This window comes from Bacillus cereus group sp. BceL062 (genome assembly GCF_051780025.1).
GTDB lineage: Bacteria > Bacillota > Bacilli > Bacillales > Bacillaceae_G > Bacillus_A > Bacillus_A toyonensis.
Map to the genome: position 1 here is coordinate 283,000 of NZ_JBPWGY010000001.1, position 14,299 is coordinate 297,298.

Genomic DNA, 14,299 nt, shown 5'->3' on the forward strand with positions numbered 1-14,299 from the left:
ACCGCTTTTTTGCAGTAAATGTGCCGGTCGTTTTGGAGTTAACGTGATATATTTGTATTGTGAGAAGTGGACGAAAACATTGCTCATAAAATTCCTCTGAAAATGGATCTTCATAACTGGTGGCGATGGTTGCAGACTGGATGAATGGTTGTTCTTCATTTCACATTCAATTGCAATTTACATTGTATAAACGGAGAAGGGTTTTGCTCTTCTTTTAGTTACTTAATATTGCTGAAACAGATAAATGTAAATAAGATTAGGTGATTGAAAGAAGAATAAAACTTCATTTACCATGATTGAAATGCAAATGTAATACTTAATGAAAAAGCGTCCATTCGGGTGCTTTTTATTTTGGAGGGATGAAGGATGGATAAAGCCAAATTAGCTAAACCAGCACAAGCGGTTATAATTGGTACATTCATTTCAATGTTAGGACGGGACCTTGTAAATGAACGTATCGATAAAAAGAAATTAGAAAGTGTTATTCCAATCTTTAATGAGTTGGAAGATATACAACGCCAAAGTAAAAAATTCGATAACTGGGTGTTCAGATTTTGTTGTACCGGTCATTATTAATACAATAGAAATTATAAAAAGGATAACGGTAGGACGACCATATTGTTTTGTTTTTCCATTTTTCTTAAAGAAGGAAAAGGATACATAAGATTAAAAGAATAAAAGCAAATAGAAGTAATACGCCACCAATATTACTCAAAATAGCCATTTTCATACCTCTATTTGTAAGATTTTCTCTATTGATTATATAGGAACTTATTGGATAATACACGTTTTATATAAATTTCGAAAATTGATATTTTTAATAGACATTTAAACAATTAATTTGCATATAAGGAAAAATGTATATATTTCCTATTACTTTTTTAAAGAGATTTCATAAATTATAGTATATCGATTGAAAGGAGGAGATTTGAATGGAATTTCAATTGTTAGTGAATTGTATATTACAAGAAGGTAATGCGTACTTTTTAGTAACGAAGGTAGACGATGTAATTACGTTAAAAGTACCGATTACAGCAGGAGTAGCAGCATTATTTTTAGCTTTTGGTGTACCAAGATGTTCTTAATTTAAATCTCTATAGTAGAAAGAGGAGGACAAGCCTCCTCTTTCTACTATTACATAATTATTTTATGTAAACTATAATGGTGTTTTATATTAGCACGTTTAAAATGGACATGCATATACTATAATGTTTCATTGGCGTTTGTGATGAACGATAGTTTTGATAAGTGATATTCTTTTAAGTTATGAAAATAAAAGAGGTGCTATTATATATGAAAAGAAGAACATTAGATATTCCAGTTTCATTGCGAAGAGAGTGGTTTTTAATAGAGTTAGCTCATTTAACGAAAAAATATGGAATTGAAATTGCAACTAGCAAAATGGAAGCCGCACCGTTTTTAAGGGATCAAGTTACGGAATCAAAAATAGGAGCAGGGCTACAATACGATAAATATGATGATGAGTATATAATTGAAATGTAAGTAATACATGGCACAAAAAGAAATGCTTAATAATACTAGTCTTTTAAAAGAGTAACACTGATAAGGAATTACGCTATAAAAAATTATAAAATAAAGCAGATTCTATATATAGAATCTGCTTTATTATGAAATATTTTTAATCAACTAGCCTCTTTCTAATATTTTTCCTACATATTTCTCTTGAGTGATTCCAAAAGATTCACGAAGAATGCGAGCATATTCTTTAGAACCTATTGGTCGTTTATTTTTTGTGCCTTTAAAGGTTTCTGTATAATTTTTTTTCGTTAATGATATGTGACCATAATCAGTTAATTTACAAGTGATAGCCCCTTTATTAAAAGGCGATTCGTTATGCTCTACAATTACTTTTTGAATGTTATTCACTTTTTTCTCATCTATTGGATCTATAGTGAAAGCATAGCCTATTTTCCATTCGTTTGAAGGTTCAGATTGTAAGAAACTTGTAGATTCGCCGTTTGCGCCTTTTCGCATTTCTAAAATATGTGTACCTTTTCGGGTATTTCGTTTGTAAATTCGATATTCTCCCGTTTGAGAAGATATGATTTCGCCATTAAAAGGGACTGGATGTAAAGGGAGATGAGATGCAAAACCTGCATCCACAATATAATCTGTATGATCATGACTTAAAATGATAATGACATGACCATCATCAGGTTTCCATTTATTATCGTAAAGATCGTATACAGTACCAGCTACTTTGTATACTTGAAACCCACAATCAATTAAAAAGTAATACAATAAGGAATTTAATTCATAACAAAGACCGCCTCGTTTTTGAATAAGTAACTTTTCTACTAAGTTATTTTTTGAAATGTTTTTAATAGTACCAGCCATAATATCAAGATTTTCATAGGGGAAAATCATTCCCATTTTTAAGAGGACTTCATCTAAATCATCAAATGTTAGTTCTTTTGCGGGAATTTTTAATCGTTTAAAAAATTCCTTTTGTAAATTGGTCATCATAAAGCATTCTCCTTTCTTTTTACAGAATTTTCTTCTGCTTACCGATAGGTTAGTACTTCTAAAAACTTAATTCAAGTCTGCGAAAATTATCATAATATATGTTTCTGGAAATATGATTTTATATTTTGAAATTTCAGTTAAATATTTAGTCATAGGAAAGTCTTACAATACAAGCTCCTTTTAAATTCGTTTGTATGTAATGAAAAGAAAATACATATCTTCATTATGTTTTTAAATAACTAATTAGTAATAAAATGTTTTTTTACTAAAATTTTTTCAAGATTTGTATGCTTTATATAAACAATCATGATTTGAAAAACATCTTGATGTAGTGAAGTTAACAATTATTGAGAAATTTTTTTGTCGTGTTTACTCAAAAGGAAGAGATGGAAACGAAGAGAATAACGTGAGTTAAGGAAGAGGGTGTACGAGTAATCACCTGAATATAGGGCTAACATCTTTTTCAAATAAAAAGATTAGCTATTATTAAGGGAGAAAATATAAATTATTACAAAGAGCACCTTCTTTCAAAAAAAGTGGGGGGAGTAACATGCGATTAATGAGAAGATGTGTTGCCTTACTAATTATATTTTTTATCATGGCTCCATCGATTAGCACAAATGTAAGGGCAGAAGTTGTAAAAGAGCTTGGAAAGGGGTTTCCTGATACAGAAGTATTTACACCTGGCGATTGGTTTTTAGGACAAAAACCAACTAATTATGATGAGAATAAGCCTCCAATTCTCTTTGTACAAGGCAGAAATGGTAATGCGGATAGTTGGTATGGAAAGACTGTATATCACGATATAAATGATATGTATGACTATGCTTTGAAAGCGGGATATCAAACGGTATTTATTCAATTATATGATGCGGCAGGGAAAGGATCGGCTAGTCAGTGGGACAACGGAAAATTGTTAGCACAAAAACTGGAAGAAATATATAATCATTTCGGTAAAAAGGTTACTATTGTAGCGCATAGTAAAGGTGGTATAGATACACAAGCGGCATTAGTTGGATATGGTGCGAATCGATTTGTTGGGAATGTTATTACACTTGCGACACCACATCACGGCTCAAATTTAGCGGATTTATCATATAGTTGGTGGGCAGGTTGGCTTGCTTCTATATTAGGTCAAAAAGATGATGGTACGTACGCGTTACAGATAGGGGAAATGGCAAAATTTCGTTCAACGATAGATAATAATCCAGCAGTTAAATTAAACCGTTACTATACGGCTACTGGGACTAGCTGGGGACCAGTATTTTCTGCGTTATCTATGGGCGGATTATATTTGTCATCGTACGGCTCGAATGATGGATTAGTAAATGAATGGAGTGCTAAGCTACCATATGGCACACATTTATTTACAGATTCTAAATTTGATCATGACAATATACGAAAAGGATCAGCTGTTTTCGCACGAATTGAACCATATTTACGTACTGCAAATGTAGGCGTGCCACCTTTAGTAGCACCAAGTAATAGTTCAGAAGAAAATATAGAGCAATTAAATACAACTTCTAATCAAAATATTTTAGGGGGAGAATTGCCACAAAATCAGTGGATAGAGCAAGCTGTGGCGGTTGATAAAAAGGCAGAAGGAATAGTTTCTGTATTAACAGCTGCTTCTGATGTAGAAATACAACTAATATCTCCAAAAGGAAAAGTGTATACAAATAAAGATAGTACGATAACTACTGGTGAAGGTGAATCTTTCTTTAATGGGGCAACAATTAGTACATTTAAATTTGACAAAATGGACGTAGGAGAATGGAGAGTTAAAATGATGGCGAAGCAGTCGAAAGATGCATACTTAATTGTAAGCGATCACAAAAGTGGCGCGCCATTCGTTCTTCAAATGCCAACAAAAGTCAAAATAAACAAATCAGAGTATAAACTGAAAAAATCACCTGCGGCACCTGAAATGAAAGGAGATCTTTCCATAACAGTAAGAGTTGTTAATAAAGAAGGGAAGCTAGTCTCTGAATTTAATGAATTACAAAATGTTAATACAAATACATTTACAGGTGCTTTGAAGGACATAAAGCAACCAGGGGTATATAACGTTACGATGGATATAAAAGGGATGAATAAAGAAGGACAACCTTATAATCGTACGATTGTTAAGTCGGTTTATGTGGAGAAGTAAAAGTAAATAGGTTTTGATATGAAATTGCCGAAACCTTATGTTAGAAGGGGACGGCAATTTTTTTTATGTATTAGGTTAACAGAATAATGAAATAGGGGTTTACGTTCTATAAAAGAGATGATAGGAAGCGGAAAAAACAAAACTTTATAAAAAAAGATGCTGAAATAGCATCTAAATCTGATGGAGTATTATTAACTTAGTTTTGTAACTGTTAATTCAACTGAGTTTATTCCATTATCACAAGTTACAATACTTTGATTATTAAATGCACTATTATTTTTGAGTTGAAGAGTGGAATTAGCTGGTACCGTAACAATAGTTTCACCAACTAGTTGAAGGCATTCGTTATTTGATGAAGTATTCATTTGAAGAGCGAAATCACCTTGACTATTAGCAAGTGGATTGTTATTTAAAAATATAGTTATGACTGGAATATGTGGAAATACTGGATTTAAAGTAGTGTTAATACTTGAAATGAAAGAAACTCTATAGTCACCAGCTTGACTAAAATGTATAGTAGTCGGATTTAGTAAAGAAACTCCTCCTGCTTTTGGCCCAGCGTGATTGAATGGGAAAGAACCACCAAAAGGAACAGTTATAAACTCAGTTTGCCAGAAAGTACCGTAAGCTGGCTTTGATGGTTTATGTGAATCGTGGCAGGAACATTTTTTAGATGAACTGGAAGAAGAATGACAGGAACATCTTTTATACGAGCTTGAAGAACGATAGTATGAACCCAATATATTACCTCCTAATGATTAATAAATGTAAGATGCATAGTAGTATATGTAAATGAATTACTATTGGCATGTATGCCTGTCCTGTATAAGGTGGTAGATTTGAAATATAAAGCACTCAAATGGTGAAATGTAGTTTATTAGAATAATATGTATAACGATTTTTGAAGATGAAAAAATTAATAATTTGGTAGAAAAATGAACTGAAGTTCTAAATAAATTGAAGTATTGATGAAACGCTTATTATACGAATTGCACCTGAAAAAGTAGCATTGTTATTTTTGGGTGCGATAATGTTGTCGTTTAGCGAATTGTTCCTATTTAAACATTTGTATATTAGAGTTTTTATTCGTTACTTTTTATTTGTGCAGTTGGGCAGGAAGAAGACGAAAGGTATCGAATTCATTTACATAGGAAGCATTGTTTGCTTTTGGTGTGAATAATAGTTAAAGATACGTTGAAATATTTAAAACTGTAACGAAAGAGCTATTAAATAATAGAGGGAGCAACTTACATGGAAAATATATTAAAGGTATCTTCAAAATCAAGTCCAAATTCAGTTGCAGGTGCAATAGCAGGTGTACTAAGAGCAAATGGCAATGTGGAAATCCAAGTAATTGGGGCAGGTTCTTTAAATCAAGCAATTAAAGCAATTGCGATTGCAAGAGGATTTGTTGCTCCAAGTGGTGTTGATTTGGCTTTTGTTCCAGCATTTCAAGAGATTTCTATCAATAATCAAGAAAGAACAGCAATTAAATTAATTGTAGGTCCTAGAAAGAGAAGATCCTAATAGAGTGCCTTTATAGGATGTGATTTGAAAAGTGCGATAGAAATCGTCCTTTTCTTTTTTTATTTATATTTTAAAGTTGAATTTTTAGTAATAAGCATTAGTGTAGTTAATAAAAAGTGTCGCAAATGCTTGTATGACAGGCACTTGTGACACTTTTGTAGTTTTATATAATATAAAATGAACAATTCTAAAATTGCTCATTCTTCTCCCAAGATTCTACGATATAATGAGCAATTGTTGGGTTATATCCTTTTCCAACTAAAAACATAATCGCAGCGACTTCTGTTAAAGCGTGTTTATGTGAAGTATGTTTCGCTTCATTTAAACCATAATCTACCCAAGGTTTTACGAAATCTAATACAGGTTTCTTTAAAGGTAAAAATTGTGTACCGACAACTTGTTGAATTTGTTGTTGAGTCGGTTCTGTAATAGGACCAGGTGGTAAAATTTGTGGTTGTGTAATATCTAAAGTCGGACCTGGTGGTAAAATTTGTGGTTGCATTGGATCAATTGTTGGTGGTTTAGGTGGTGAGACACGTGCGTCGTAGTTGGGTTGATACATTTGTTGTTGGTATTGTGGTTGTTGTGGCTGAGTTACATATGGATTTTGTTGTTCTTGAGTTTGCGGTGCTGCATATGGATTTTGTTGTTCTTGAGTTTGCGGTGCTGCATATGGATTTTGAGGATATTCATAATTTGGACGTGTGTCATATGGATTTTGTTGTTCTTGAGTTTGCGGTGCTGCATATGGATTTTGAGGATATTCATAATTTGAACGTGTGTCGTATGGATTTTGTTGTTCTTGAGCTTGCGGTGTAGCGTATGGATTTTGTTCGTATTGTTGTTCTGGCTGTTGTAATTCTTGTTCCTCATATTGTTCTGTATATCTTTGTTCCGGTTGCTGAGGGTAAAATGGTTGTTGTGGATAAGGCGGTTGATTATTATAGAACATGTTTATTCCTCCTTCATGATGATGCCTACCACCTAGTGTATGGGCGGACAAGAAAATATGTGATGAAAAAAGGCGGGCGTGTTACAATAAGAAACTGGGTGAAGATAAAATGACAAAACAAGAAAAGATTAAAAAAACAATTACTTTTGTAAAAAATATTTTAGAAAAAGATGCGAGTGGGCATGATTGGTATCATATTGAGCGCGTACATAAACTGGCGATTTCTTTATCCGAGCAAGAAGGAGGAAATCGTTTTATAATTGAAATGGCAGCATTACTTCACGATGTGGCAGATGAAAAGTTAAATGAAAGTGAAGAAGCAGGAATGAAAAAAGTTTCTGATTGGTTAGAAGAGTTACATGTAGATGAGGAAGAAAGTAAACATATTCTTCATATCATCGCCAATATGTCTTATAAGGGTGGGCATGGCGGCGCAGTTGAGTCAGTTGAAGGGAAAATTGTTCAAGATGCAGACCGTTTAGATGCCCTTGGAGCAATTGGGATTGCACGTACATTTGCATATGGCGGAGCGAAAGGGAGATTAATGTATGATCCAACAATTCCGCCGCGTGAAGTAATGACGAAAGAAGAGTATAGAAAAAATAACGATCCATCTTTAAATCATTTTTATGAAAAACTTTTAAAATTAAAAGACTTAATGAATACGAACGCAGCAAAACAAGAAGCTGAAGTTCGTCATCGTTATATGGAACAGTTTATAGAACAATTTATGAAAGAGTGGAATGCACAAATATGAAAATGTTAACTGTGGAGAACTTATCGAAATCATACGGAGAAAAACCGTTATTTGATGGATTATCATGTAGTATTACAGAAGGACAACGTGTCGGAATTATTGGTGTAAACGGTACTGGTAAATCAACATTATTAAAAATTATTGCAGGGTTAGAAACTCCTGATACAGGTGAAATGACGCATTCACGCGGATATACCATTAGTTATTTATCACAGCAACCAGAGTTTGATGAAAAACTAACAGTATTAGAGCAAGTGTTCCATGGTGATACACCTTTAATTCGTCTTCTTCGTGATTATGAAAAAGCACTATTAAATATTGAAAAAGATCCAAGTAATGAAAAAGTACAGGAACAATTATTTGCAGTGCAGCAACGTATGGATGCAATGAGTGCATGGGAAGCAAATGCAAATGCGAAATCTCTTCTAACGAAATTAGGAATTACAGATTTCACTGCAACTGTTGGGAATTTATCTGGTGGACAGAAAAAACGTATCGCAATGGCACAATGTTTTATTGAAACACCTGATTTATTAATTTTAGACGAGCCTACGAACCATCTTGACCATGAGACAGTTGAATGGTTAGAAGAATATTTAGCAAGATATACAGGGGCGGTATTACTTGTAACCCATGATCGTTATTTCTTAGATCGTGTGACGAATCGTATTTTTGAATTAGATAATGGTAAACTATATAGCTACGAAGGAAACTATAGTACATTTTTAGAAGCGAAAGCACTTCGTGAAGAGCAAGAATTGGCACAAGAATCTAAACGCCAAAATTTATATCGTCGTGAACTTGCTTGGATTCGCCGTGGTGCAAAAGCCCGTTCTACGAAACAAAAGGCGCGTATTCAGCGTTTTGATGAGTTAAAGGAACAAGAAGGGCCAGCTGCAAAACAGTCAGTTGATATTGCACTAAGTGGAAGTCGTTTAGGAAAGAAAGTACTTGAGTTAAAAGATGTAACGAAAAAATTTGGCGATAAGACGGTATTACATAATTTTAATCATATTGTGAAACCAGGCGATCGTATCGGAATTATTGGGGCGAATGGAAGCGGGAAATCTTCTCTATTAAATATGCTTGCAGGCAAGTTATCTCCTGATAGTGGTGAAGTTGAAGTAGGACAAACTGTAAAAGTTGCTTATTATACGCAAGAAAATGAAGAGATGAATTTAAATCAGCGTATGATTGAATACATTAAAGAGATTGCAGAAGTTATTCATACAACAGATGGAAAAGTAATTGGTGCATCTCAAATGTTAGAACGTTTCTTATTCCCGACGCATTCACATGGTACACCGCTTGGTAAACTATCTGGTGGTGAAAGAAGACGTTTATATTTATTACGTATTTTAATGGGGGAACCAAACGTACTATTACTTGATGAACCTACGAATGATCTAGATACACAAACATTAACAGTACTAGAAGATTATTTAGAAGATTTCCCAGGTGTCGTTTTAACTGTATCGCATGACCGTTACTTCTTAGATAAAGTAGTAGATGAACTGTTCATCTTTACTGGCGGAGGAGAAGTGCGTGAGTTCCTAGGTAGTTATACAGATTATTTAGAAATGGAAAAAACGAAAGAACTTATTGAGAAAGCGGAAGTTCAAAAAGAGAAAAAAGTAGTAGAAGCAGCTCCAAAACAACAACGTAAACGTAAACTTTCGTACAATGAGCAGCGTGAATGGGAAACAATTGAAGATACAATTGCCGAACTAGAAGAGAAAATTGAGTCAATTGGAGAAGAACTTGCGAAAGTTGGATCTGACTTCACAAAGGCACAAGAATTATCTGAAGCACAGCAGAAAACAGAAGAAGAGCTAGAAAAAACGATGGAAAGATGGAGTGAACTATCAGATATCGTTGAAGGATTAAAATAAAAACAAGCTGCATATATTGAAAAGTAAAGAGAAAAACTTTACACTATTGGTAGAACCTATTTTAGGAGGGAAAAAATGAGAACATCTAATCCAATGTTGAAAAAAGAGGCATTTCGTAAAGAGGGAGCAAGCGCTTCTGCGATGACTATTGGCGGAACAGTAGGCAAAACGTTTATCATGCTTATCTTGCTACTTGCAACGTCTGTCTATTCATACATACAGATGATGCAGGGTACGATGAAAATGCCAGTGTTAATTGGTGCATTAGTAATTGCGGCAATCATCGCATTTGCATCTATCTTCTTCCCGCGAATGGCACCAATTGGGGCGCCAATTTATGCGGCGGTAGAAGGAGTTGTATTAGGAAGTATTTCAGCAGTTTATACAATGAAATTTGGCGATTCTATCGTTTTAAACGCTGTATTACTTACAATTTCAATTCTATTTGCAATGTTAGTTTTATATGCAACACGCGTTGTAAAGGTAACTGATAAATTCCGTACGGGTGTAATTGCAGCGACAATGGGAATTATGGTTATGTATTTAATCGTATTCTTATTAAATATGTTCGGTGTAACTGTTCCATATATTCACCAGGGCGGTACAATCGGTATTATCATTAGTGCGGTTGTTATTGTAGTTGCTGCATTAAATTTATTACTAGATTTCGATTTAATCGAAAGCGGTGCACGTAGCCAAGCTCCAAAATATATGGAATGGTACAGTGCAATGGGTCTAATGATGACTCTAGTATGGTTATACTTAGAAATTCTTCGTTTCGTTTCTTACTTTACGAAAAATGACTAATGAAAAAATCCTGCATGAAATGTGCAGGATTTTTTTATTTTCAAAGATAAATTGAATGAATGGTATAATGTGGATGTTAGAAGTTTGAATGGAAGGGGATGGAATATGATGAAAGAGAAGAAAGGGATTATGAAAAAACTATTTTCTAAAAGTTTTTTCATAGAACTAGATGATGCTTTAACATATCCGTCAGCAGAATGCATTATTTCAGCCATTGAAGGGTATGCAACTGAATGTAATGAACTACTAAAATTTGAGAGTAAAGTTAAACCGATTACATTCTACTTAGACGATGCATTGTTTAACGCTGAAATAAAGATGGCTCGCGGAGGGTATTACATCTCTTGCAGTGAAATATAATATATCTTGAAACCTTACATGTTCATAATATGTAGGTTTTTTTTTTGCTTTTTTATATGCAAAGTAATCCTTTTTACTTTAGAAATATATAATTTTATCCTTTTTACCCTTCACACATTTTTCTTTACAATGAAGAAAAACATGCGAGGTGGTATAACTTATGATGAATCGAGTTGTATTAATCGGTAGATTGACAAAGGATCCAGAATTATACTACACAAAACAAGGCGTCGCTTATGCACGAATATGTGTTGCAGTGAATAGAGTATTTCGAAATAGTTTAGGTGAACAACAAGCAGATTTTATAAATTGTGTCGTTTGGCGAAGAGCAGCTGAAAATGTAACAGAATATTGTACGAAGGGATCACTTGTTGGAATTACAGGGCGTATTCATACGAATAATTACGATGATGAAAAAGGAAAGAAAATATATAGAACTGAAGTTGTGATTGAGAGTATTACCTTTTTGGAGAGAAGGAGGAAGGGGGCATCGTAATAAAAGGGGATTTTAAGTAATAGCTTCGGAAAAAATTGTGGAAAGTATTTTAATAAATTTAAAGAAGGGGTACTGTCAGCAATTTTGAAGAAAAACACGCTAACGAAAATTATTAATTTAAAATTTTTTATACTGAATATTGAAAGATTCCTCTGGAAATGGTTACTCATTGAAGTGGGATTATTAGATTGGTTCTATTCCACATTTTTCACGGTACTTGTTAATCTTTTGAATCATTGATTTATTAATATTGAAGATAATTATGTGCATATTAATCACATAATTTGCCCCTATCAAAATGAACTTTTCTTGCATCTACTATATTGTTAAGAATATTTTATTTTGAAAGGATGTGATTATATGGCTCATAAATCTACTGGGGTTTTTCGAGTTCCGGTTTCTGAGAATGGTATTATTCCAACTGCTCTCAATATTATGTTAAACAATGATTCACGCTGTCATACTAGTAATGTGACGGTAATTGTTAAGAGAAGTCCAAACACTTTTTTCCCAACGCAAAATGAATTAGTTGAAATCTCTCGTACTATTGTTTCTTTAGGACCAAACAGAACATCTAAGATTGTGTTGTTTACTCCAGAATTCCATATAGAAGATTTTCTTGACGTCATCATTAGAGGAAATAAAGATGATGTTGAGGATGTTCTTGTGTATTCTTTCTTAGCAGACTCAGAAGGTCACAATCTTCCATCTACTGTTTTCAGAAATGAAGAATATACTTTTGCTTGCTAACACCATGATGATGTATATCATATACAAATATAGTTGACATAATGTGAAATTATCGGTAACAAAAAAAGGCGCACCCCTTAATCTCATAAAGGGTTCGCCTTTTTTCTTTCTATCACTCTAAGCAATTCCATTAATTCATCTTTCGGAACATTCACAATCAAAATGTCTTCAGAAATCAATTCTCCAACAACAAGTCCCTCAGAGCGCATTCGTATGAACGTTTTTATATATAAATCGTTCTTCTTTTTTAGTAGTATCCTCCAGAGCTTTATTTATTAACTGCACTTCACTTTAAAATGAATGATCTAACTAGGATATAGATACCTCTTTTTATGTAGGGAAAAGATAACAAATTCTCTCCTTAAAATAAAACTTATCGGAAGCGAACGGTTTTAAAATTTCGTTCCTAATTTGAAATGTAAAAAAGGAATGAAATAGTATGGTAGCGGGGAGAAAGTAGTGAAATTAAGCATCCGAGTAGGAGTATAGAGTGATAACATGTTACAATACAGCTAAGAACAAGCAATAAAGGAGAGTTATTTTACGTGAAAATTAAAGCAATTGAACCGACGCCAAGTCCAAATACAATGAAAGTTATTTTGAATGAAGTACTACCATCAGGAGCACGTAATAATTATACAAATGAAAATGTAGAACAAGCACCGGTGCAAGTACAAGAAATTTTGAAAATTGAAGGCATTAAAGGTGTGTATCATGTAGCAGACTTTTTAGCAGTCGAGCGTAATGCGAAGTATGATTGGAAAGTTTTATTACAACAAGTTCGTGCCGTTTTCGGTGAAGAAGTAGTAGAAGAAAGCGAAGAACAGCAACTTTCTCACTTTGGAGAAGTGAAAGTATTTATTCAAATGTTCTTTACAATTCCGATGCAAGTGAAGTTAACAGATGGAACGACGGAAGAGCGTGTTGGTTTACCTGATCGTTTTAAAGAATCAATCATGAAAGTGCAAATGTCTGCACCTAACGTTGTGAAAGAGCGTAAATGGGTAGAGCAAAGTACACGTTACGGTAATTTTGAAGAAATCGGGAAAGAAGTAGTAGAAGAAATTGTTGCTGCTTATTCAGAAGAACGTGTAAATGAAACAGTTAAAGAATTATTAGATCAGGCTGGGGCAGTTGAAGTAACGATTCAAAAGCGTGAGCCATATAAAGTAACAGAAGAGATGATGAAAGACTCTGACTGGAAAAACCGTTTTGCAGCTTTAGAGCAAATGGATCCTACTGAAGAGGATATTCTAGTGTTGAAAATGGCGTTAGACGATGAAAAAGTATCTATCCGCCGCATAGCAACAGCTTATTTAGGTATGGTAAAAGGTGATGAAGTATTACCGTTATTATATAAAGCGTTATTAGATCGTTCAGTAAGTGTTCGTCGTACTGCAGGGGACTGCTTATCAGACGTAGGTGACCCAGCAGCGATGTTCGTTATGATTAAATCGCTGAAAGACCCAAGTAAATTAGTACGCTGGCGTGCAGCTATGTTCTTATTTGAACTTGGAGATGAAAGTGCGATTCCGGCATTAAAAGCAGCGCAAGATGATCCAGAGTTTGAAGTAGCGATGCAAGCTCGTCTTGCATTAGAGCGTATTGAAGGTGGCGAAGAAGCGAAAGGTTCTGTATGGAAACAAATGACGGAATCTCGTAAAGGGGAATAATATATGATTGTTTTCTATGATAGTTGGTGTCCGATGTGTACTGCAGTGGCAGAGCGTACGAAGAAATTAGATAAAAAGGGTAAAATGACATTTGTTTCATTTCGAGATGATGATGTAGTTAAGAAGTATGAGCTTTCTCAAGAACTACAAAGTAAGATGGAAGAAAGGATGTATATTTTTAAAAATAATAAATGGTATGACGGAATTCATAGCATAAACGTATTAGTGAAGGCCGTTCCATCTTATTGGTTTGCAGTGCCTTTTATAAAATTATCTATCGTACTTGGGTTTGGAAGCAAAGTATACGATTATATCGCTAACAATAGAAAACTTGTCCCAGTCGGGCATTGCCGCGGTGGGGTTTGTGAAATCCCTTCAAAAAAATGAAAACGTCACTATCTTTCTTTTGCACCTATTAATAGAGCGTGATATGATGAATTTGGAAT

Annotated in this window: 16 protein-coding genes and 1 pseudogene; 13 read left to right on the forward strand and 4 right to left on the reverse strand. The window is 33.9% G+C overall.

Translation table 11 applies throughout. The features are described 5' to 3' along the window. Positions 1 to 366: 366 nt before the first annotated feature. Positions 367 to 576 carry a hypothetical protein gene (locus ACS2MN_RS01435; RefSeq protein WP_000356389.1) on the forward strand — a complete coding sequence of 70 codons (210 nt, stop codon included), beginning with the start codon at positions 367 to 369 and terminating at the stop codon, positions 574 to 576. On the opposite strand, the pseudogene ACS2MN_RS01440 reads toward ACS2MN_RS01435, so the two are convergent. Continuing rightward, positions 496 to 724: pseudogene (locus ACS2MN_RS01440) on the reverse strand (excalibur calcium-binding domain-containing protein); the annotation flags it as partial. The gene ACS2MN_RS01435 and the pseudogene ACS2MN_RS01440 sit on opposite strands and share 81 nt — an antisense overlap. A gap of 208 nt (positions 725 to 932) precedes the next feature. Here ACS2MN_RS01440 and exsG point away from each other — a divergent pair. Further along, positions 933 to 1,085, forward strand: a complete 153-nt coding sequence (exsG, locus tag ACS2MN_RS01445; RefSeq protein WP_000395673.1) for an exosporium protein ExsG — start codon at positions 933 to 935, stop codon at positions 1,083 to 1,085. 208 nt (positions 1,086 to 1,293) lie between these two features. Further along, positions 1,294 to 1,503 (forward strand): hypothetical protein, encoded by a 210-nt coding sequence (locus ACS2MN_RS01450; RefSeq protein WP_000830258.1) that lies wholly within the window; start codon positions 1,294 to 1,296, stop codon positions 1,501 to 1,503. 144 nt (positions 1,504 to 1,647) lie between these two features. Here ACS2MN_RS01450 and ACS2MN_RS01455 read toward each other — a convergent pair whose 3' ends face one another. Then, a complete protein-coding gene (locus ACS2MN_RS01455) occupies positions 1,648 to 2,487 on the reverse strand; it encodes an arylamine N-acetyltransferase family protein (protein ID WP_000988912.1) in 840 nt (279 codons plus the stop codon). 550 nt (positions 2,488 to 3,037) lie between these two features. Here ACS2MN_RS01455 and ACS2MN_RS01460 point away from each other — a divergent pair. Then, a complete protein-coding gene (locus ACS2MN_RS01460; RefSeq protein WP_087950082.1) occupies positions 3,038 to 4,639 on the forward strand; it encodes an esterase/lipase family protein in 1,602 nt (533 codons plus the stop codon). Between the two features lie 191 nt (positions 4,640 to 4,830). Here the strand turns inward: ACS2MN_RS01460 and ACS2MN_RS01465 are convergent, their stop codons facing one another. Then, a complete protein-coding gene (locus ACS2MN_RS01465; RefSeq protein ID WP_000536169.1) occupies positions 4,831 to 5,379 on the reverse strand; it encodes a hypothetical protein in 549 nt (182 codons plus the stop codon). 511 nt (positions 5,380 to 5,890) lie between these two features. On the opposite strand from ACS2MN_RS01465, the gene ACS2MN_RS01470 reads away from it, so the two are divergent. Then, the gene (locus ACS2MN_RS01470) at positions 5,891 to 6,166 is read left to right on the forward strand and encodes a stage V sporulation protein S (RefSeq protein WP_000427795.1); all 276 of its coding nucleotides are present in this window, start codon (positions 5,891 to 5,893) and stop codon (positions 6,164 to 6,166) included. 187 nt (positions 6,167 to 6,353) lie between these two features. Here the strand turns inward: ACS2MN_RS01470 and ACS2MN_RS01475 are convergent, their stop codons facing one another. Continuing rightward, entirely contained in the window at positions 6,354 to 7,118 is a 765-nt protein-coding gene (locus ACS2MN_RS01475) for a hypothetical protein (protein WP_346994258.1), read from the reverse strand. Positions 7,119 to 7,227: 109 nt separating this feature from the next. Between ACS2MN_RS01475 and ACS2MN_RS01480 the strand changes: the two genes are divergently transcribed. From ACS2MN_RS01480 to ACS2MN_RS01515, 8 genes are all read left to right on the forward strand, one after another. Then, the gene (locus tag ACS2MN_RS01480; protein WP_000165952.1) at positions 7,228 to 7,875 is read left to right on the forward strand and encodes an HD domain-containing protein; all 648 of its coding nucleotides are present in this window, start codon (positions 7,228 to 7,230) and stop codon (positions 7,873 to 7,875) included. Further along, complete coding sequence (locus ACS2MN_RS01485) at positions 7,872 to 9,767, forward strand: ABC-F family ATP-binding cassette domain-containing protein (protein WP_000783187.1); 1,896 nt, start codon at positions 7,872 to 7,874, stop codon at positions 9,765 to 9,767. The genes ACS2MN_RS01480 and ACS2MN_RS01485 overlap by 4 nt, the downstream gene beginning before the upstream one ends. A gap of 75 nt (positions 9,768 to 9,842) precedes the next feature. Then, positions 9,843 to 10,574: a Bax inhibitor-1/YccA family protein gene (locus ACS2MN_RS01490; protein WP_001260657.1), complete on the forward strand. Its 732-nt coding sequence runs from the start codon at positions 9,843 to 9,845 to the stop codon at positions 10,572 to 10,574. A 105-nt stretch (positions 10,575 to 10,679) separates the two neighbouring features. After that, positions 10,680 to 10,934: a DUF4318 domain-containing protein gene (locus ACS2MN_RS01495; RefSeq protein ID WP_000975119.1), complete on the forward strand. Its 255-nt coding sequence runs from the start codon at positions 10,680 to 10,682 to the stop codon at positions 10,932 to 10,934. A gap of 160 nt (positions 10,935 to 11,094) precedes the next feature. Continuing rightward, the gene (locus ACS2MN_RS01500) at positions 11,095 to 11,430 is read left to right on the forward strand and encodes a single-stranded DNA-binding protein (RefSeq protein WP_000982004.1); all 336 of its coding nucleotides are present in this window, start codon (positions 11,095 to 11,097) and stop codon (positions 11,428 to 11,430) included. A gap of 360 nt (positions 11,431 to 11,790) precedes the next feature. After that, positions 11,791 to 12,180 carry a hypothetical protein gene (locus tag ACS2MN_RS01505; RefSeq protein WP_000940649.1) on the forward strand — a complete coding sequence of 130 codons (390 nt, stop codon included), beginning with the start codon at positions 11,791 to 11,793 and terminating at the stop codon, positions 12,178 to 12,180. A 545-nt stretch (positions 12,181 to 12,725) separates the two neighbouring features. After that, positions 12,726 to 13,853, forward strand: a complete 1,128-nt coding sequence (locus ACS2MN_RS01510) for a conserved virulence factor C family protein (protein ID WP_000692598.1) — start codon at positions 12,726 to 12,728, stop codon at positions 13,851 to 13,853. 3 nt (positions 13,854 to 13,856) lie between these two features. Beyond that, positions 13,857 to 14,240, forward strand: coding sequence for a thiol-disulfide oxidoreductase DCC family protein (locus ACS2MN_RS01515; protein WP_000634895.1), 384 nt, complete (start codon positions 13,857 to 13,859; stop codon positions 14,238 to 14,240). Positions 14,241 to 14,299 lie beyond the last annotated feature (59 nt).